Source organism: Variovorax sp. NFACC27 (assembly GCF_048301545.1).
Taxonomy (GTDB): domain Bacteria; phylum Pseudomonadota; class Gammaproteobacteria; order Burkholderiales; family Burkholderiaceae_C; genus Variovorax; species Variovorax gossypii.
Window position 1 is genome coordinate 5915617 of record NZ_CP157613.1, and the last position, 17775, is coordinate 5933391.

Sequence of the window (17775 nt, forward strand, 5' to 3'; positions counted from 1 at the left end):
CCAATGCTCTTTTTTGAATAGTTCGTGAAACTGGATTCCATAGACATCAGGATTCTTGATCTCCTGCAGCGAGACGCCGAGCTGCAGGTGGCCCAGATCGCCGAGCAGGTCGGCCTCTCCGCCACGCCGTGCTGGCGGCGCATCCAGCGCCTGAAGGAGGCCGGAGTCATCACGCGTTCGGTGGCCCTGCTCGATCCGCGCAAGGTCAACGTGGCGGTGACGGTGTTCGTGTCGGTGCGCACCAGCACGCACTCGCAGGAGTGGTTCGACCGCTTCACGGCCACGGTGCATGCCATTCCGGAAGTGGTCGAGTTCTATCGGATGAGCGGCGACGTCGACTACCTGCTGCGCGTGGTGGTGCCCGACATCGCGGCCTACGACGCGGTCTACAAGCGCCTCATCACGGGAACGAACCTGCACGACGTCAGCTCGAGCTTCGCCATGCAGGAACTGAAACAGACCACGGCCCTGCCGCTGAGCTACGTCTAGAAAGAAGAAAAGAAGAAGAAGAGGAAGAAGGCTCGCCGGCCCGCGGCCCGTCAGAACAGGCTGCCCTGCCCCGCCGCGCCCGGCGGACGGAACGCCGACACATCGAGCGGAATGCGCTCGCGGTTGTAGCCCAGTCGGCTGGTCGCCTTCTGGAAGCGCTGGTGGATCAGGTCTGCCCACAGGCCGGAGCCCTTCATGCGCGTGGCGAAGTCGGCGTCGTAGTCCTTGCCGCCGCGCATCTCGTGGATGCGCGCCATGATGCGGTCGGCGCGCTGCGGGTAGTGCAGCGCGAGCCATTCCTTGAAGAGCGGCGCCACCTCCCACGGCAGCCGCACCACCGTGTAGAAGGCGCTGCGCGCGCCGGCCTCCCACGCGGCCTCGAGCACCTGCTCCATGTCTTCGGTCACGAAGGGAATCTGCGGCGCCACGCTCACGCCGACCGGCACGCCGGCTTCGGTGAGCGTGCGGATGGTGCGCAGCCGACGATGCGGCGCGGCCGCGCGCGGCTCCAGCTTGCGGGCGAGATCGCCGTCGAGCGTGGTCACGGTCACGTACACGGCCGCGAGGTGCTCGGCCGCCATGGGCGCGATCACGTCCAGGTCGCGCTCGATGGCGCTCGACTTGGTGACCAGCGCGAACGGATGCCGCGCTTCCCGCAGCAGCTCGATGACCGAGCGCGTGAGGCGCAGTTCGCGCTCGATGGGCTGGTAGCAGTCGGTGGCGGTGCCGATGGCGATGTAGCTCGGCCGGTAGCTCCTGCGCCCGAGCTCGGTGCGCAGCACCTCGGCGATGTTGCGCTTGGCGATCAGCTTGGTCTCGAAGTCGAGCCCCGGCGACAGGTTGAGATAGCTGTGCGTGGGCCGCGCGAAGCAGTAGATGCAGCCGTGCTCGCAGCCGCGGTACGGATTGAGCGAGCGGTCGAAGGAGATGTCGGGCGACTCGTTCTCGTTGAGCACCGACTTCACGTCCTCGAAGCGCACTTCGGTGGCGAGGGGCTGCAGTTCTTCCGCCTCGGCCGCGCCTTCTTCGAGCGTGCCCCAGCCGTCGTCGAAGGCATTGCGCTCGTCCTTCGAGAAACGGTGCGCGATGTGCGTGGCCGCGCCGCGGCCCTTGATGGCATGGATGGGGATGCGGGCGGCTGGCATGGCGGCGACTCCTTCGCAACTCGATTTACTGTTTATTCATACAGTATTCCACCGATTCACCATCGTCGCCAGTTTTTTAATTTCTCTATTGACAGAAATTTCGTAAATCCTAAACTCGGCGCCATGGAACTCACCGACATCCAACGCAAGTTCGTCCTGCACTGGGGCGAAATGGGCTCGCTGTGGGGCGTGAACCGCACCGTCTCGCAGATCCACGCCCTGCTCTTCGCATACGGCAAGCCCATGAACGCCGAAGAGCTGTGCGACACACTCGGCGTGGCCCGCTCCAACATCAGCAACAGCCTGAAGGAGCTGCAGGCCTGGAACCTCGTGCGCATCACCCACACGCTGGGCGACCGGCGCGACTACTTCGAGACCAGCGTCGACGTGTGGGAGCTGTTCCGCACCGTGGTGCGCGAGCGCAAGGAGCGCGAGTTCGATCCCACCGTGCGCGTGCTGCGCGAGCTGGTCTCCAGCCCCGAATTCCAGAAGGAGCCGGCCGATGCGCAGGACCGCATCCGCTCCACCATGGAGCTCATGGAAAAGCTCGCCACCTGGGCCGACGAAATGCTGCGGCTTTCGCCCGGCACGCTCGACAAGGTGATGACGCTGGGCGCGAGCGTGCAGCGCTTCGTGCGCGGCGATTCGGCCCAGCCGGGCACGGGCGGCAAGGGCGACGACCCCGATGCGCACCACGCCAGCCTTCCCATGATCTGAGCCGATCTCTTTTTTTGCCCAATAATTTCTGTTTCAACAGAAATATCGAGAACAAAGAACATCATGAGCAACACCAGCACCCCCGCCTACCCTCTCACCGTCTATTTCGACGCAAGCTGCGCGATCTGCTCGGCCGAGATGGGCAGCCTCAAGGCGCGCGACAAGGCTGGCCGGCTTCAGATGGTCGACTGCTCCCCGGCCGCGTTCAACGGCGGCCCGGCGCCGCGCGAGGCGCTGATGGCGGCCATCCACGTGTCGGACGCCGAAGGCCGCGTGCACGTCGGCGTGCCAGCCATCCGCATCTGCCGCTCGGCGGTGGGGCTTTCCAGCGGCAGCTTCCTGCTCGACCTGCCGGTCGTCGCTCCGCTGGCCGACCGCGCCTATGCGCTGCTGGCGCGCAACCGCTACCGCATTCCACGCTGGCTGGCCACGAGGCTCGCCGGGCGCGTCGCGCCTTCATGCGACGACAACTGCCGCATCTGACCTGAAAAGAAACCCGACGAACAACCACACGAGGGAACAGAGCCATGCCCACCGTCTTCCAGCCCGACTTCCGCATGCCGGGCGAAACACCGGCCCGCCCGCGCACCGACCATGCCGGCCTCCCCATCACGCCGGGGGACACGCAGGACTACTTCACCGAGGTCGCGACCGACTACAGCGCCTGGAGCCCCAGCTACAACATGCACTTCGGCTTCTGGCGCGCGGGCCTGAACCCGCTGCGGCGCGAAGGCATGCTGGTGGAGATGAACCGCGTGGTCGGCCGCGCGCTGCGCCTCGGCGATGCGCCCCAGGGCAACGACACGCGCCGCTGCGTGATCGACATGGGCTGCGGCGCCGGTGCCACCGCGCGCACGCTGGTCGGCGACGACGCATCGCTCTACGCCGTCACCGTGACCAACGTCGCCGTGCAGAACCGCATCGCCGCGAAGCTCGACGCCGCCGCCGGCGTGGCCGACCGCATGGCGCACATCGAAGCCGACTACACCCGCACCGGCCTGCCCGCCGCGCAGGCCGATGGCGCGTGGGCCGTGGAAAGCGCCTGCTATGCCGGCGGCACCGACAAGGCCGACTTCGTCCGCGAAGCCGCCCGGCTGCTGAAGTCCGGCGCGCGGCTGGCGGTGGTCGACGGCTTCCTGCTGCGGCGCCAGCCCGGCCGCCTCGCAGGCTGGCTGCACCGCCTGTGGGCCGACAGCTGGGCCGTGCCCACGCTGGCCGTGCGCGACGATTTCGTCGCGGCGCTGCAGGCACATGGCTTCGAAGACGCGGAAGTGAAGTCGCTGCGCTGGCGCGTCGCGCCCAGCGCGCTGCACATCCCCGTGCTCGCAACCCGCTTCACGCTGGCCGAACTCTGGAAGGCGCGCGGCAGGCTCAGCCCGTGGCGGCGCAAGCACATCGTGGCCAGCTACTGCGCTCTGGCGCTGGGCATGTTCTGGCGCGACTTCGACTACTGCATGGTCACCGCGACACGCCGTTGCGACTGAACAGGCAGGCCCCGAAAACGACACAACGAGGAGAAGAAGAGGTTCCCGCATGCAAAACGACTCCCAAGAAGGCAGGCTTTCCGAACTCGCCCCCATCGAACCACCCAAGCCCGTTCGCGGCATGCCCTTCGGCTGGTTCTGGCCGATGGCGTCCGGCGCCGCGATTGCGCTCGTGCTGCGCATCGTCTTCAGCAGCGCCCCCGGCAATCCCTACTCGGCCATGCTCGGCTCCTTCGTCTATTTCGTGCCCGCGGCGTGCGGCGCGGTCACGGTCTACATGGCCGAGCGCATCGAACGGCGCAGCTGGGGCTACTACATCTGGGCGCCGTGGGTGGCGACTTCGCTCTTCGTCGGCGGCACGCTGCTGGTGTTCATCGAAGGGCTTATCTGCGCCATCGTCATCGTGCCGCTGTTCGCCACCATGGGCAGCGTCGGCGGGCTCGCGATGGGCATCGTGTGCCGCATCACCAACTGGCCGAAGCAGGCCGTCTACAGCTTCGCGATGCTGCCGCTGGTGCTGGGTGCCATCGAGCCGCAGCTGCCCAACCCCGACCGCTACTCCGACACCTCGCGCACGCTCTTCATCGCGGCGCCAGCCGAGCGCGTGTGGCACGAACTCAACGCCGCGTACGACATCCGTCCCGCCGAAGTCGGCGACGCCTGGGCCTACCGCATCGGCGTGCCGATGCCGGTGTCGGGCGTCACGGTCGACACGCCGGAAGGCCGTGTGCGCAAGGTGCAATGGCAGAAGAACGTGCACTTCGAGGAAGTCATCACCGAGTGGCAGCCCAACCGCCTGCTGAAGTGGCGCTTCCGCTTCTCGCCCGACTCCTTCCCTGCCGGCGCGCTCGACGACCACGTGATGATCGGCGGCCAGTACTTCGACCTGCGCGACGCCACCTACACGCTGACGCCGCGCGACGGCGGCACCGAGCTGCGCGTGGCCGTTTCGTGGCGCATGAGCACCAGCTTCAACTGGTATGCCGACCGTGTCATGCATCTCATGCTGGCGGACGCCTCGCAGAACATCCTGCGCTTCTACAAGGCACGCGCCGAAGCCACGGCAACCGCGGCGGCCCGATGACGATGCAGCCCGTCTTCCAGCAGGCGCTCGGCCCCGCATGGGAAAGGCTGGGCGACGTCATCCGCCGCCACTACACGATGCGGCCGTTCTCCGACGACCACGTCTGCGTGCGCGGCACCATGAGCGAGGTCTGGCACGCCCCTTGGGCCGCGCTGCTGATGCCCTTCGGCCGGCTGTTCGGCGCGCTCGTGCCGCACCAGGGCAAGGAGGTTCCGATCGAAGTGCACTACCGCTGCCGCCCCGACAACGCCACGCTCTACTGGGACCGCATCTTCCATTTCCCGGGCAGGCCGCCCTTCCATTTCCGCTCGCACATGGAGCTTGCGGAAAACCAGGCCGGCGAGGTGATCGAATACGTGCGCTTCGGCATCGGCATGCGCCTGGCGGTGAGTGCGGAAGAAGGCGCGGTGGTGTTCCGCGACCGGGGCTATGTCTGGCGCATTGTGGGGCTGCGCATTCCGCTGCCGCTGGGCCTCTTCATGGGCACGGCCTACGTGGAGGAGCGCCCCGACCCGGCCGATGCCGACCGTTTCACCATGAAGATGCTGCTGCGCCACCGCCTGTTCGGCGACGTGTTCCGCTACAGCGGCCGCTTCCACCTCGGGCCGCGAACAGGATCACAATGAGCGCACCATGCCGCGCCGACCAGAAAACCTCTACGCCCAGTACCACGCCCACGTCTATTTCGGGCCCGACACGCTCGCGCAGGCCCGCGCCCTCTGCGAACGCGCGGGCCACGAACTGATGGTGGTGGTCGGCCGGGTGCACGAGCGGCTGGTGGGCCCGCATCCGCACTGGAGCTGCCAGCTCGCCTTCGACGCCGCCGAGTTCGACCAGGTCATCGGCTGGCTCGAAGCCAACCGCGACGGGCTCGACGTATTCGTGCACGGCGTGACCGGCGACGACCTCGCCGACCACACGACACACGCCATGTGGCTGGGCGAGGAAAGCGAACTCGACCTGCGGATGTTCCGCCGCTAGACCGTTTCCTCCTCCTGGCCGGCGCCGTGCACCTTGAAGAAGGTGGCGCCTTCCACCTTCTGGCCGATGGCCTTTTCGTAAGCCGCGCGCACATCCTCCGGCTGCCCGGCCTGTCCGAAGAAGTCCTTCAGATACGGCCCCAGCAGCGGATGCGCCGCCAGCTCCTTGCGCGGCAGGCCGTTGATCATTTCGTCGCGACACGCCGAGGGCAGGAACACGTCGCGGTTCTTCTCAGGGTCGCGGATCAGCCCCTTCGGCTCGTGCGCCGGGTCGGCCTGCATCGCCTCCAGTTCCTCGAAGAAGCGACGGCGCATCATCACGATGCCCTTGTCGCTCTGGCCCAGCTTCTCGCGCGTGCGGTCGGTGATGGCGCCCTGCCCCACCCACACCACGAAGTCCTGGTTGGCGACGTGGCTGGTGATCCAGCGGCCCGTCACCGGGTCCTTGATCGGCCCGTACCACGAGGGAATGCGCTCCTGCACGTAGGGCTCCTGTTCGTTCGGCACGCGGCTCAGCACCCACAGCACGCTCAGCGTGTTGTGGTCGTCGATGGGCACGCGCCATTCGAAGTGATGGCCCAGGAAGAAGCCGTTGGGCCACAGGGTGACGCGGCCGGTGGTCCACATCACGTTGTCCTCGCGCTCGCCGCCGCGCAGGCGCTTGTAGACGAAGCCGTGCTCGAATTCCTCGAAGGCCAGCTTCAGGTGCGTGGGCACGTAGGGCCCTTCGTCGCCCTGCAGGCGCGTGGTCCAGTTGTTGTGGGTCCACTCGAAGTGCACAGGGTCGATGGAGTTCTCCTGGCACTGGAACCAGTTGCACGGGATCTCGGCGAACACCGCCTGCGCGAAGCCGTTCGCGCAGTTGAAGAGCTCCCAGTCGGGCAGGAGCGGCGCGGGCTGCGGGCCCATGTAGGCCCACAGCAGGCCTGCCTTCTCCTGCACCGGGTAGGCCTTGATCTTCGTGTTCCTGCGCATGCGTGCGCCGGGGTCCAGCGTTTCCTCGAAAGGCTGGTGCACGCACTGGCCGCTCTGGTCGTACTGCCAGCCGTGGTAGCTGCAGCGCAGGCCGCACTGCTCGACGTAGCCGTAGGACATGTCGGCGTTGCGATGCGGGCAGCGGCGGTCGACCAGGCCGTAGTTGCCGCTCAGGTCCTTGTAGAGCACCAGGTCCTCGCCCAGGATGCGCAGCGGCTTCACAGCCTTGTCGTCGAACTCGCTCGCGCCCGCGATAGGGTGCCAGTAGCGACGCAGGTAGTCGCCCATCGGCTTGCCTGGGCCCACTTCGGTCAGCAGGCGGTTCTTTTCTTCGCTCAACATGCGGAGTCTCCTTGTTCCTTGTCGCTTGTGTTCTTCAATCGGCGCGGATGCCGAACTCGCGCACCAGCCTGCCGAAGCGCTGGTCGTCGTCCGCGATCTGCTGCGCCAGTACCGAGGGCGCGCCGCCCACGGGTTCGATGCCGAGCGCGGCCATCTTTGCCTGCACGTCGGGCATCTTCAGGATCTCGTTGAAATGCCTGTTGAGCGCCTGCACCACATCGGGCGGCATCGCCTTCGGGCCGAGCAGGCCCATCCATGCGCTCACGTCCACGTCCTTGAAACCCAGCTCGATGAAGGTGGGCACGTCGGGCATCAGCTTCGTGCGCTGGCGCTCCGCGACGCCGAGCGGCACCAGCTTGCCGGCGGCGATGTGGCTCGCTACCGCGCCCGGCGTGATCCAGCCCACGCCGACATGGCCGCCCAGCACGTCGTTGACCACCGGCGCCACGCCTCGGTACGGCGCGTGCGTGGCTGCGATGCCGGCGTCCTTGTTGAAGAGCTCGCCCGCGATGTGCATCGGCGAACCCGCGCCCGGCGTGCCGTAGCTCAGCGCCTTGCCGGCCTTGGCTCCGGCCACGAGCTGCGCGACGCTGCGGATGCCCGTCACCGGCGCGGTCACCAGCAGCAGCGGGATGTTGCCGGTCTTGACGATGGGGGTGAAGTCCTTCACCACGTCGTGCGCCACGCCGGGGCCGGCCTTCAGCACGTGCTGCGCGATGGGAAAGGTGCTGGGCGTGAAGAGCAGCGTGTAGCCGTCGGCCGGCGCCTTCGCGACCCAGACGTTGCCGATCATCCCGCTCGCGCCGGGCCGGTTGTCGATCAGCACCGGCTGGCCGGTGCGCTGCGACAGCTTCTCGGCATAGGTGCGCGCGATGGCGTCAGTGTCGCCGCCGGCCGGATAGGCCACGACGATGGTGATCGGCTTCGATGGCCAGGACTGCGCCATGGCCGCGGTGACGGCGCATAGCGAAAGAACGGCTGCTGCAGCGGCACGGGCCGCGTTTCGCGGGTGAAACAACATGCTCTTTTCCTTCTCGGTGGGACGACGTTGGTGTCGTCCGCACTGTAGGAACGGGGCTGCGAAGCCAGAAGATATAGTTTCACGCAGTGAACCTTTTTCCGGAGACCGGCATGTCGGACACCACGGGCGCGCAGAGCGTGAAATCCATCGACGCATTGCGCCGCGGGCTCGACGTGATGCTGGCCATCCAGCGCTCCTCGGCCGTCACGCTGCAGGAGCTGCACCGGCAGACCGGCCTGTCGAAGGCGACGCTGCTGCGCATCCTCAAGACGCTGCAGCAGGCGGGCTGGGCAGAGCGCAGCGAGCACGACCGGCGCTACGTGCCCACCTCGGCCACCGGGCAGTCGGGGCCGGCGGCGGCGTGGCGCACGCGGCTGTCGGCATTGGCTGCGCCCGCGCGCGCCACGCTGCAGCGCGTGGTGCCATGGCCCATCGACCTGGGCGTGCGCGACGGCACGGCCATGCTCATCCTCGACACCGACAGGCCGCGCAACGGACTGGCCGTCAACTACCGCGCTCTGGGCTTTCGTCCGCCGATGCTGCTGTCCTCGCTGGGGCGCTGCTATCTCTCGTTCTGCCCGGAAGACGAGCGCCGCGAGATCCTCGCCGCGCTGGCGCGCTCGCCCAACGACTTCGACCGCAGCGCGCGGCGCCCCGAGAACATCCGCCGGATGGTGGCCCATGCGCGCGACCTCGGCTACGTGACGCGCGACCCGACCTCGACCAGCATGGATTCGCCCGACCGCTTCGGCGCGATCTCGGTGCCGCTGCGCCAGGGCGAACGTGTGGTGGGCTGCCTCAGCTGCGCCTGGCTGCCGGCGGTGAAGAACGAACGCGAGATCGTGTCGGCCCACCTGGGCGACCTGCAGCAGGCGGCGCAGAACATCGAGCGCAAGCTGGCGCAGGCCGGCTTCGAATCGCCACCTGCATCTGCCTGACTCAGAACTCCGCGTCGAGCTCGTCGATCTCGTCCGGCTCCTGCTTGGCGGCCGCCACCCATTCCTTCATGGCCGGCAGCTCCATCACGCGCTTGCAGTAGGCGGCGCACACGGCATCGAGCGCCACGTCGTAGCTCAGGAAGCGCGTGACCACCGGGGCGTACATCGCGTCGGCCATGCTCGGCTGCTTGCCGAACAGGAAGGGGCCGCCGTAGGCCTTCAGGCATTCGCGCCAGATGGCGACGATGCGGTCGATATCCGCCTGCGCGCGCGACCAAACCTTGAAGTTCTTGAAATGGGCCTTGATGTTCATCGGCAGCGCGCCGCGCATCGAGGCGAAACCCGAATGCATCTCGCCGCAGATGGCACGGCAATGGGCCCGGGCGGCGATGTCGTCGGGCAGCAGGCCTGCCTTGGGCTTGATCTCGTTGAGGTACTCGCCGATGGCCAGGGTGTCCCACACCTTCACGCTGCCGTGCTGCAGCGAGGGCACCAGCATCGAGGACGACAGCAGCAGCATCTCGGCCTTCATGGCCGGATCGTCGGGCGGAATCACCTTCTCGCTGAAGTCCAGCCCCGCCAGCCTGCACATCAGCCAGCCGCGCAGCGCCCACGCGCCGTAGTTCTTGCTGCTGATGGTGAGAACGGGTTTGGCCATCTCGGAGCTCTCCTTGGGCGTTGCGCCTTTGCCCTTGCCGCGTGCAAGCCCCATGCCATGCGGCTGGCCCACAACTTGCCTGCGCCGGGTTCATGCTGTACCGGGCCTACCAGAACCAAGCCGACCTGCTCTCCCCGGCGCGGCTCGCGGCGCAGTACCTGGCCAAGGCGCTCTGGAAGGAAGGTACCGAGCGCACCATGATGCGGCGCATGGCGGCCCAGTTCGAGGTGTTCTCGCGCATGCGGCTGACCCACACCCGGCCCGACTACGGCATCCACAGCGTGGTGTCCGACGGCTCGGAGGTGGCCGTGCACGAGGAGAAGACCCTCGTCTCGCCCTTCGGCACCCTGCTGCATTTCCGCAAGAACACCGATGCGGTGCATCCGCCCGTGCTGCTGGCCGCACCGTTGTCGGGCCATTTCTCCACGCTGCTGCGCGAAACGGTGCGCACCCTGCTGCGCGACCACGATGTGTACCTGACCGACTGGCACAACGCGCGCGACGTGCCCCTGTGGCATGGCGGCTTCGGCCTGGACGACTACACGCTGCAGCTCATCCGCTTCCTGGAGGCCGTGGGCCCGGGCGTGCACATGGTGGCGGTGTGCCAGCCCTGCGTGGCCGCGCTGGCCGCCACCGCGCTGATGGCCGAGGACGACAACCCCGCCACGCCGCGCAGCCTGACGCTGATGGCGGGCCCGGTCGACTGCCGCATCAACCCGACCGCCGTCAACAAGCTCGCCACCGACCGCCCCATCGACTGGTTCCGGCGCAACCTCATCAGCCACGTGCCCTGGCCGCACGCCGGCATGATGCGGCGCGTGTACCCGGGCTTCCTGCAGCTCTCGGCCTTCATGAGCATGAACCCCGAACGGCACAAGAAGCAGTTCGAGGACATGTATAGCCATCTGGTCGAGGGCGACATCGAGAAGGCCCGCACCATCGGCACCTTCTACGACGAGTACCTGGCCGTGAACGACCTGCCGGCCGAGTTCTACCTGGAGACGGTGGAGCGCGTGTTCCAGACCTACGACCTGCCGCTGGGCAGGCTCACCGTGGGCGAGCGCACCGTGAACCCCGCCGCCATCCGCCGCACCGCGCTGCTCACGGTGGAAGGCGAGCGCGACGACATCTGCTCCGTGGGCCAGACAGTGGCGGCGCAGGACCTCTGCACGGGCATCCGGCCCTACATGAAGGCGCACCACCTGCAGGCCGGCGTGGGGCACTACGGTGTGTTCAGCGGCAGCAAATGGAACGCGCAGATCTATCCGCGCGTGCGCGAAACCATTCATGCCGCAGCCGAGCTGAACGGCTGAGGGGCGCCTTCCAATCTGGCAAAGGCCGTGAGGCCATTGTTTGCCCTTGCGCGCGGGGCTTCCTACACTCGGCCGCCATGCAACGCCAGCCCGTCATCCGCAGCACGCCGCGCGCAGTCTTCACTGCGCGGACGGCCGCAGGGTCGCACCAGACCCTCGCAGATCTCTGAGCCCGGCGGTCAGCCTCCTCTCCCCTTCTTCAGCACCTTTCATCGACCGCCGGGCCCAAGCCCCGCGCGGTAGCGCGCCCGCACGGGCGCGCCGCGCCTTCCCCAGCTGAATCCCCTGCCCGTCGCCAGCCGCTTCGCCAAAGCCGGCGGCCGGCTTTGCCATGCGGAAAGAGCACTGACGATGAGCAACATCCAATCGATCCTGGCGGTGACGGACCTGTCGGCGCACGGCCTGCGCACCGTCATGCGCGCGGCCTCCACCGCGGCGGCGCACGGCGCGCTGCTGAAGATCATGTACGCGCCCGCGGCGTTCGCGGGCCCTGCGGATGCCGATGCGGCAGGCGGCCTGGGCGCCGTGTGCCTCGAGGTGGCCGAGCGTTTCGGCATCCTGGTCAAGAAGATCGACGACACGCACGGGCTGATCGAAGACGCCGCGCGCGAGGCACGCTGGTGCGACCTCGTGGTGATAGGCGACGAGCCCGACCGCTCGCTCGCCGCCTTCTTCCGGGGCCAGCCAGCCGAACGGCTGCTGCGGGCGGCGCAACGGCCCGTGCTGGTGACGCGGCTGCACGCACGGGCCGGCGGCTACGCGCGCATCCTCGTCGCCATCGACCTCGTCGAGGAATCGCGCGCCCTGGTCGACCAGGCCTGCGATTTCGACGGCCAGGCCGACATCGAGCTGTTCCATGCCTTCACGCCCATGCACGAAGGCAAGCTGCGCTACGCGGACGTGTCGGCGCAGGTGATAGACGCCTACCGCCACGCCTGCGCCCGCCATGCACGCGAGCGCATGCTGTGGCTCTCGGACGCATCGAACGCGCGCCGCAACCGCGTGGTGTCGTCGATCGGTCGCGGCGACCCGGCGCGGCAGGCAGCCGTCCAGCAGCAGTACACCGGAGCCGACCTGCTGGTGGTCGGCAAGCGCAGGCACGCGGCGCTGACGGACTTCCTGCTGGGCAGCGTGGCGCTGCGCGTGCTGCGATGGTCCACGAGCGACGTGCTCGTGGTGCCGCATGGCGTGCAGGCGCGGCACTCCGCGGCACTGGTGCAAAGGGGCACGGCATGACGTCGCTGGCGCTGCCATTTCCGTTTCTTCCCCTGCTGCCGTGCTGGCGCTTCAGGCCGGCCGAACTGCGCATCGACGTCGATCCGGGCAAGGCCAGTCCCGAGGACACGCTCGCGCCCGTGCACGAACGCATGCGCGCCATGCACGACCGCCTGCAGGAAATGCCGGGCCTCGGGCTCGGCACCCCCGACCTGCGCGCACGTTTTCGCAAGGCCGACGGCGAGCTCTACGTCTACATCGAGGACACGCGCCACGACATGCTCGTGGGCTACACCGTGTTCAACCGGCTGATCGAGCTGAGCCGCAGGGCCGACCGCCACATCCGCGCACCGCATTCGCAATACCACCCGGCCTGGCAGCGGCGCGGGCTGGCCTCCGCCGTCTATCGCTGGGCGCTGGATCGGGGCATCTGTCTCATGAGCGGCGCGCGGCAGTCTCCGGGCGCGCATGCGCTCTGGCAGCGCCTGTCGCGCCGCTACGAGGCCGGCTTCGCCGACCTGCGATGCAAGCAGCTGAACTATATGGGCCGCGAGGTCGCTGACGCCACGCTCGACGCGCTGCACACGCGCATGTTCCTGCTCGGCGAAGGCTGGACGCTGGAGCGCTTCCGCTGCGAGACGCAGATGGGCTAGGGCCTCAGCGCCGCGTCCGCGCGCCCTTGCCGCTCACGCGCCGCACCGTCGCCTCGCCGGCCTGCGGCAGCCGCTCGCGCAGGAAGGCGATGAGCTCCTGGGCCACCACGTTGCGCATGGGCCCCGGCAGGTAGGCCAGCACCACGCGGCGCTCGACGCGTGGCTTCAGCAGCGACACGACGGCCAGTTCGGGATCGCGCAGCGACGAGGTGTAGAGACGTGGCATGAGGCCCAGAGCCTGCCCGCCGCGCACCAGCGCATAGAGCGTCTCGGAGTAGCTCACGCGATACGGCTGCGGCCCCTGGGCGAACTGCGCGCGCGCCGGATTGCCCAGTGCCGGCATGCTGCCGCTTTCGAAGAGCACCAGCCGCTCCTTGCCGATGGCCTCCCAGGTGGCGTCACCGGCCGCCGCCAGCGGGTGGTCGCGCCGCACCACGAGCACCAGCGGGTCGCGGAACAGGTCGATGCAGGTCAGCCCGCCCGGCGGCTCGGTGATGGCGGCCACCGCCATGTCGATCTGGCCGCTGCGCAGTTCGGCCAACAGGGCGTTCGACGGGGCATCGCGCCAGGACAGCTCCACCTCGCGATGGCCGCCTTGCAGGAATTCGCTGGCGGCGGCCGCCACCCGCGCGCTGGCCGAGGGGATCACGCCGATGCGCACGTAGGCCCGGCCGCGCTGCACGGTGCTCTCGATGTCGCGCAGCGCCACCTCGAAGGTGTTGACCAGGAAGTCGGTGCGCGCGAGCACCTCGGCGCCGACGGGCGTGAGCTCGAGCCGGTGGGTGGAGCGGGTGAGCAGCTCGGCGCCGAGCAGCTTCTCCATCTGCTTGATGGCGTTGCTCAGGGCCGGCTGCGTGATGGCCAGCCGTCGCGCGGCCCTGCCGAACTGGCCCTCTTCCACCAACACCGAGAAGAACTGCAGCTGGCGCAGCGTGAGCGCGCGCAGGGGCAAGGCGGCCATGGCGAATCCTTGGTTATTGATTCAGTGAATCAAATTATAGAAATTCAAAATTTTCCTTATGGGCGAGCCGTTACTAGACTGCCGCCATGATCAGCCCCACCCACGCGCCCCTCACGCTGGAGGCGATGCTGCATGCGATGCCCAAGGCCGAGCTGCACTGCCACCTGTTCGGCACGGTGCGCCACGAGACCTTCAAGCAACTCAATCGCCGTGCCGGCTCTCCGCTGGCCGACGACGAGATCGAGGGCTTCTACACGCGCGGCGAGAAGCCGGTCGGCGTGCTGCGGGTGCTGCGCGCGCTCGACGCCCAGCTGGTACGCAGCGCCGGCGACATTTACCAGCTCACGCTCGAGTACCTGCAGGACGCGGCCTCGCACAACGTGCGCCACGCGGAGTTCTTCTGGAACCCGACCGGCACGGTGCATGAATCGGGCATTGCCTACCCACTCGCGCAGGGCGCCATCGTGCGCGCCATACACGACGCGAAGCAGGAATTCGGCATCGACGGCCGCCTCATCGCCGCCATCGACCGCGAGGCCAGCCCCGAGGCGGCTGTGGAGATGGTCGAATGGGTCAAGGCCCACCGTTGCGACGAGGTGATCGGCATCGGCATCGACTACCGCGAGGTCGACCGTCCGCCCGAGATGTTCGCCCGGGCCTATGCCGAGGCGAAGAAGGCCGGCCTGAAGACCACCGCGCACGCCGGCGAGTTCGGCATGCCCTGGACCAACGTGCGCACCGCGCTCGACGAGCTGAAGGTCGACCGCATCGACCACGGCTACACGGTGGTCGACCAGCCCGACTACGCCCGGCAATGCGCCGAGCGCGGCGTGATCTTCACCGTGGTGCCCACCAACTCCTACTACCTGCGCACCCTGCCGCCCGAGCGCTGGGCCCTGGACCACCCCATCCGCCGCATGCCCGGCCTGGGCCTGCGCATCCACCCCAACACCGACGACCCGACGCTGCACAAGGTCACGCCCACGCGGGCCTGGCTGATGATGGTGCGCGACTTCGGCTTCGGCCTGGACGACCTGCGCGGCTTCATGCTCAACGGCCTCGACGGCGCCTGGATCGACGATGCCCAGCGCCTCGAATGGCGCACGCAATGGAGCGCCGAGTTCGACGCGCTGCGCGCACGGCTCGACACCGAACCCGCCCCCACCAACCACGAATGACCCACGCCATGAACACGCCCCGCCGCCTGCTCCTCGCTGCCGCGCTTTGCGCCGCCCTGCCCACCGCCGCCCTCGCGCAGGCGGCATGGCCCGCCGCCAAGCCCATCACGCTGATCGTTCCCTTCACCGCCGGCGGCAGCGTGGACGTGAACGCGCGCCTCGTGGCCCAGCGCCTCGGCGAGCGGCTCAAGCAGTCGGTGGTGGTCGAGAACGTGGCCGGCGCGGGCGGTGCCATCGGCGTGGCCAAGGCCGTGAATGCGGCGCCCGATGGCTACACGCTGGTGGCGGGCCCCGACAGCGCCATCGCCATCGGCAAGCTGGTGAACCCTTCCGCCTTCCGCTTCGATCCGCTGAAGGACCTGGCACCGGTGGGCATGCTCAACACCGCGCCGATGGTGCTGGTGGCACGGCCCGGCCTCGAGGCCCAGACCTTCTCCGACTTCGTGAAGCTGGCCAAGGCCAAGCCCGGCAAGTACAACTATGCGACCTCCGGCGTGGGCACCGTGCTGCAGCTGGCCATGGAGCTGCTGAAGGAGCGCAGCGGCATCTTCGTCACGCACGTGCCCTACCGCGGCGGCGCGCAGATCGCCACCGACGTGATCGGCGAGCAGGTCGACCTGGCGATGTTGGTGAGCACCAGCGCCATCCCGCACGTGAACGGCAAGCGGCTGAAGGCGCTGGGCATCACCGGCACCAAGCGGCTGGCCGCGCTGCCCAACGTGCCCACCTTCGACGAGATGCCCGGCCTCAAGGGCTTCGACATGGTGAGCTGGACCGGCATCTTCGCGCCCGCGAAGACGCCGCCGGCCGTGGTCGCGCAGATCAACCAGGAGCTCAATGCCGTGCTGCAGGAAGAAGGCGTGCGCAGCAAGCTCGTGGAGCAAGGCGCGCTGCCGGGCAGCGGCACGCCCGAGTCCTTCGCGAAGTTCGTGCAGGCCGAGTACGCGCGCAACCAGAAGATCGTGCAGACCGCCAACATCAAGGAGTGAGCCTGTGAAGAAGACCCTGCCCATGCTGTCCCGCCGTGCCCTGCTGGGCGCATCCGCCGCCGGCCTCGCGGGCATGGCCTTCGCACAGAGCCCGAGCCCCAATCCCAGCCCCACCCCTGCCGAACTGGCACAGGCGCTCGCCGGCACGCCCGCCACCCGGCTGCCTCCCGTAGTGGGCAAGCGCCAGGTCATCATCGACACCGACCCCGGCCAGGACGACGCCATCGCCCTGCTGATGGCCATGGCCGCCACCGACCGGCTCGACATCAAGGCGCTGACCGTGAGCGTGGGCAACCTGCCGCTCACGGTGACCGAGAAGAACGCGCGCATCGTGCGCGACTGGGCCAACCGGCCCGAGATTCCGGTCTACGCCGGCTATCCGCGCCCGCTGGTGCGCGAACCCATCTTCGCCGACGACGTGCACGGCAAGACCGGCATGGAAGGCCCGACGCTGCACGAGCCACGCGGCCCGCTGGAGCCGAAGCACGCGGTGCAGTACATCATCGAGACGCTGCGCGCCGCCCAGCCGAAGAGCATCACGCTCGTGGGCCTGGGGCCGCTCACCAACTTCGCGGCCGCGCTCAACTCGGCGCCCGACATCAAGCCGGCCATTGCCGAGATCGTGGTGATGGACGGCTCCTGGGGCGTGGGCGGCAACATCACGCCGGCAGCCACCTTCAACGTGTATGCGGACCCCGAAGCCGCGTCGATCGTGTTCCGCAGCGGCGTGCCGGTGACGGCCATGTCGCACGACGCGGCGCGGCGCGTGCTGCTGACGCCCGAGCGCATCGGGCCCTTCCGCGCCATGCGCAACAGCGCCGGCAAGGTGGTGGCGGACATCTTCGACTCGATGATGGCCTACGGCCTGCGCCGCCGGGGCGTGGCGGTCGGGCCGATCTACGACCCGTGCGTGATCGCGTACCTGCTGAAGCCCGAGCTATTCAAGGGCGCGAAGGTGAGCGTGGATGTGGAGACGAAGGGCGAGTTCACGACCGGCGCGACGGTGGTCGACTTTCGCGGCTACAACCGCCGCACGCCCAATACGCTGTGGATCAGCGAGGCCGATACCGAGGGCTTCTACGCGCTATTGCAGGCGCAGATCGCGCGGCTGCCCTGATCGGGGCCCGCCGCGCAAAGGGAGGCCGGCAGGTCAGCCGGCCTTTTCGTCTTCTTCCGGCCAGTCGCGGATGTAGGCCTTGAGCATCTTGTTCTCGAAGTTCTGGCTGTCCACAACGGCCTTGGCCACGTCGTAGAAGCTGATCACGCCCATCAGCATGCGCTTGTCCATCACGGGCATGTAGCGCGCGTGGCGCTCCAGCATGATGCGGCGGATCTCGTCGAGGTCGGTTTCCAGCGTGCAGGTGACGGGGGCGTCGTCCATGGCCTTGCGGACCTGCGTGGTGCCGACCTGGCCGCCGTTGGCGACGATGGTGACGATCACTTCGCGGAAGGTGAGCATGCCGACGAGGTCGCCGTGTTCCATGACCACCAGCGAACCGATGTCCTTTTCCGCCATCGTCTTGGCGGCTTCTGCCAGCAGGTCGTCTGGCGTGATGGTGAAGAGCGTATTGCCCTTGACGCGAAGGATGTCGCTGACTTTCATCGTGTGCTCCTCTCGAACTCGATCCCGGCT

20 protein-coding genes are annotated in these 17775 nt (G+C 68.2%); 14 read left to right on the top strand and 6 right to left on the bottom strand.

The features are described 5' to 3' along the window. Positions 1–30: 30 nt before the first annotated feature. Positions 31–489: an Lrp/AsnC family transcriptional regulator gene (locus tag ABL840_RS27830; protein WP_093209687.1), complete on the top strand. Its 459-nt coding sequence runs from the start codon at positions 31–33 to the stop codon at positions 487–489. A 50-nt stretch (positions 490–539) separates the two neighbouring features. Here ABL840_RS27830 and ABL840_RS27835 read toward each other — a convergent pair whose 3' ends face one another. Then, positions 540–1634 (bottom strand): PA0069 family radical SAM protein, encoded by a 1095-nt coding sequence (locus tag ABL840_RS27835; RefSeq protein ID WP_093303410.1) that lies wholly within the window; start codon positions 1632–1634, stop codon positions 540–542. A 123-nt stretch (positions 1635–1757) separates the two neighbouring features. On the opposite strand from ABL840_RS27835, the gene ABL840_RS27840 reads away from it, so the two are divergent. The 6 genes from ABL840_RS27840 (at position 1758) to ABL840_RS27865 (ending at position 5900) form a co-directional block, all read left to right on the top strand. Continuing rightward, complete coding sequence (locus tag ABL840_RS27840) at positions 1758–2351, top strand: GbsR/MarR family transcriptional regulator (protein WP_093303408.1); 594 nt, start codon at positions 1758–1760, stop codon at positions 2349–2351. Between the two features lie 63 nt (positions 2352–2414). After that, positions 2415–2834 carry a thiol-disulfide oxidoreductase DCC family protein gene (locus ABL840_RS27845; protein WP_093303405.1) on the top strand — a complete coding sequence of 140 codons (420 nt, stop codon included), beginning with the start codon at positions 2415–2417 and terminating at the stop codon, positions 2832–2834. A gap of 44 nt (positions 2835–2878) precedes the next feature. Beyond that, on the top strand, positions 2879–3835 hold the full coding sequence (locus tag ABL840_RS27850) for an SAM-dependent methyltransferase (protein WP_093303402.1): 957 nt from the start codon (positions 2879–2881) through the stop codon (positions 3833–3835). 49 nt (positions 3836–3884) lie between these two features. Beyond that, positions 3885–4919, top strand: coding sequence for a polyketide cyclase (locus tag ABL840_RS27855; RefSeq protein WP_093303400.1), 1035 nt, complete (start codon positions 3885–3887; stop codon positions 4917–4919). After that, complete coding sequence (locus ABL840_RS27860; protein WP_093303398.1) at positions 4916–5545, top strand: DUF4166 domain-containing protein; 630 nt, start codon at positions 4916–4918, stop codon at positions 5543–5545. The genes ABL840_RS27855 and ABL840_RS27860 overlap by 4 nt, the downstream gene beginning before the upstream one ends. Before the next feature lie 7 nt (positions 5546–5552). After that, complete coding sequence (locus ABL840_RS27865) at positions 5553–5900, top strand: DOPA 4,5-dioxygenase family protein (RefSeq protein WP_093303395.1); 348 nt, start codon at positions 5553–5555, stop codon at positions 5898–5900. Here ABL840_RS27865 and ABL840_RS27870 read toward each other — a convergent pair. Both ABL840_RS27870 and ABL840_RS27875 read right to left on the bottom strand, forming a co-directional pair. Then, positions 5897–7216: an aromatic ring-hydroxylating dioxygenase subunit alpha gene (locus ABL840_RS27870; RefSeq protein WP_093303393.1), complete on the bottom strand. Its 1320-nt coding sequence runs from the start codon at positions 7214–7216 to the stop codon at positions 5897–5899. The genes ABL840_RS27865 and ABL840_RS27870 overlap by 4 nt on opposite strands. Positions 7217–7250: 34 nt before the next feature. Continuing rightward, the gene (locus tag ABL840_RS27875) at positions 7251–8237 is read right to left on the bottom strand and encodes a Bug family tripartite tricarboxylate transporter substrate binding protein (protein WP_093303390.1); all 987 of its coding nucleotides are present in this window, start codon (positions 8235–8237) and stop codon (positions 7251–7253) included. A gap of 110 nt (positions 8238–8347) precedes the next feature. Between ABL840_RS27875 and ABL840_RS27880 the strand changes: the two genes are divergently transcribed. After that, positions 8348–9175: a helix-turn-helix domain-containing protein gene (locus ABL840_RS27880; protein ID WP_093304135.1), complete on the top strand. Its 828-nt coding sequence runs from the start codon at positions 8348–8350 to the stop codon at positions 9173–9175. 1 nt (position 9176) lies between these two features. Here the strand turns inward: ABL840_RS27880 and ABL840_RS27885 are convergent, their stop codons facing one another. Next, complete coding sequence (locus ABL840_RS27885; protein ID WP_093304133.1) at positions 9177–9833, bottom strand: glutathione S-transferase; 657 nt, start codon at positions 9831–9833, stop codon at positions 9177–9179. Positions 9834–9925: 92 nt separating this feature from the next. On the opposite strand from ABL840_RS27885, the gene ABL840_RS27890 reads away from it, so the two are divergent. From ABL840_RS27890 to ABL840_RS27900, 3 genes are all read left to right on the top strand, one after another. Further along, the gene (locus ABL840_RS27890; protein ID WP_093303388.1) at positions 9926–11146 is read left to right on the top strand and encodes a polyhydroxyalkanoate depolymerase; all 1221 of its coding nucleotides are present in this window, start codon (positions 9926–9928) and stop codon (positions 11144–11146) included. A gap of 351 nt (positions 11147–11497) precedes the next feature. Next, the gene (locus ABL840_RS27895) at positions 11498–12382 is read left to right on the top strand and encodes a universal stress protein (protein WP_093303385.1); all 885 of its coding nucleotides are present in this window, start codon (positions 11498–11500) and stop codon (positions 12380–12382) included. Continuing rightward, positions 12379–13014, top strand: coding sequence for an N-acetyltransferase (locus ABL840_RS27900; protein ID WP_093303383.1), 636 nt, complete (start codon positions 12379–12381; stop codon positions 13012–13014). Before ABL840_RS27895 ends, ABL840_RS27900 begins: the two co-directional genes overlap by 4 nt. Before the next feature lie 4 nt (positions 13015–13018). Here the strand turns inward: ABL840_RS27900 and ABL840_RS27905 are convergent, their stop codons facing one another. Continuing rightward, entirely contained in the window at positions 13019–13975 is a 957-nt protein-coding gene (locus tag ABL840_RS27905) for a LysR family transcriptional regulator (protein WP_093303380.1), read from the bottom strand. Positions 13976–14061: 86 nt separating this feature from the next. Between ABL840_RS27905 and ABL840_RS27910 the strand changes: the two genes are divergently transcribed. Genes ABL840_RS27910 through ABL840_RS27920 form a run of 3 tightly spaced genes read left to right on the top strand, consistent with a single transcriptional unit; the run spans position 14062 to position 17259 of the window. Next, positions 14062–15153 carry an adenosine deaminase family protein gene (locus ABL840_RS27910; protein WP_093303378.1) on the top strand — a complete coding sequence of 364 codons (1092 nt, stop codon included), beginning with the start codon at positions 14062–14064 and terminating at the stop codon, positions 15151–15153. A gap of 8 nt (positions 15154–15161) precedes the next feature. Continuing rightward, a complete protein-coding gene (locus tag ABL840_RS27915; protein ID WP_176947514.1) occupies positions 15162–16142 on the top strand; it encodes a tripartite tricarboxylate transporter substrate binding protein in 981 nt (326 codons plus the stop codon). A 22-nt stretch (positions 16143–16164) separates the two neighbouring features. Beyond that, entirely contained in the window at positions 16165–17259 is a 1095-nt protein-coding gene (locus tag ABL840_RS27920; protein ID WP_093304130.1) for a nucleoside hydrolase, read from the top strand. Positions 17260–17292: 33 nt separating this feature from the next. On the opposite strand, the gene ABL840_RS27925 is transcribed toward ABL840_RS27920, so the two are convergent. Next, the gene (locus ABL840_RS27925) at positions 17293–17745 is read right to left on the bottom strand and encodes a CBS domain-containing protein (protein WP_093209578.1); all 453 of its coding nucleotides are present in this window, start codon (positions 17743–17745) and stop codon (positions 17293–17295) included. Positions 17746–17775: the final 30 nt, after the last annotated feature.

Excerpts from the sequence above, each read along its gene's own strand:
- ABL840_RS27835 (WP_093303410.1), bottom strand. The coding sequence starts at position 1,634 with ATGCCAGCCGCCCGCATCCCCATCCATGCCATCAAGGGCCGCGGCGCG.
- ABL840_RS27840 (WP_093303408.1), top strand. The coding sequence starts at position 1,758 with ATGGAACTCACCGACATCCAACGCAAGTTCGTCCTGCACTGGGGCGAA.
- ABL840_RS27845 (WP_093303405.1), top strand. The coding sequence starts at position 2,415 with ATGAGCAACACCAGCACCCCCGCCTACCCTCTCACCGTCTATTTCGAC.
- ABL840_RS27850 (WP_093303402.1), top strand. The coding sequence starts at position 2,879 with ATGCCCACCGTCTTCCAGCCCGACTTCCGCATGCCGGGCGAAACACCG.
- ABL840_RS27855 (WP_093303400.1), top strand. The coding sequence starts at position 3,885 with ATGCAAAACGACTCCCAAGAAGGCAGGCTTTCCGAACTCGCCCCCATC.
- ABL840_RS27860 (WP_093303398.1), top strand. The coding sequence starts at position 4,916 with ATGACGATGCAGCCCGTCTTCCAGCAGGCGCTCGGCCCCGCATGGGAA.
- ABL840_RS27865 (WP_093303395.1), top strand. The coding sequence starts at position 5,553 with ATGCCGCGCCGACCAGAAAACCTCTACGCCCAGTACCACGCCCACGTC.
- ABL840_RS27870 (WP_093303393.1), bottom strand. The coding sequence starts at position 7,216 with ATGTTGAGCGAAGAAAAGAACCGCCTGCTGACCGAAGTGGGCCCAGGC.
- ABL840_RS27875 (WP_093303390.1), bottom strand. The coding sequence starts at position 8,237 with ATGTTGTTTCACCCGCGAAACGCGGCCCGTGCCGCTGCAGCAGCCGTT.
- ABL840_RS27880 (WP_093304135.1), top strand. The coding sequence starts at position 8,348 with ATGTCGGACACCACGGGCGCGCAGAGCGTGAAATCCATCGACGCATTG.
- ABL840_RS27885 (WP_093304133.1), bottom strand. The coding sequence starts at position 9,833 with ATGGCCAAACCCGTTCTCACCATCAGCAGCAAGAACTACGGCGCGTGG.
- ABL840_RS27890 (WP_093303388.1), top strand. The coding sequence starts at position 9,926 with ATGCTGTACCGGGCCTACCAGAACCAAGCCGACCTGCTCTCCCCGGCG.
- ABL840_RS27895 (WP_093303385.1), top strand. The coding sequence starts at position 11,498 with ATGAGCAACATCCAATCGATCCTGGCGGTGACGGACCTGTCGGCGCAC.
- ABL840_RS27900 (WP_093303383.1), top strand. The coding sequence starts at position 12,379 with ATGACGTCGCTGGCGCTGCCATTTCCGTTTCTTCCCCTGCTGCCGTGC.
- ABL840_RS27905 (WP_093303380.1), bottom strand. The coding sequence starts at position 13,975 with ATGGCCGCCTTGCCCCTGCGCGCGCTCACGCTGCGCCAGCTGCAGTTC.
- ABL840_RS27910 (WP_093303378.1), top strand. The coding sequence starts at position 14,062 with ATGATCAGCCCCACCCACGCGCCCCTCACGCTGGAGGCGATGCTGCAT.
- ABL840_RS27915 (WP_176947514.1), top strand. The coding sequence starts at position 15,162 with ATGAACACGCCCCGCCGCCTGCTCCTCGCTGCCGCGCTTTGCGCCGCC.
- ABL840_RS27920 (WP_093304130.1), top strand. The coding sequence starts at position 16,165 with ATGCTGTCCCGCCGTGCCCTGCTGGGCGCATCCGCCGCCGGCCTCGCG.
- ABL840_RS27925 (WP_093209578.1), bottom strand. The coding sequence starts at position 17,745 with ATGAAAGTCAGCGACATCCTTCGCGTCAAGGGCAATACGCTCTTCACC.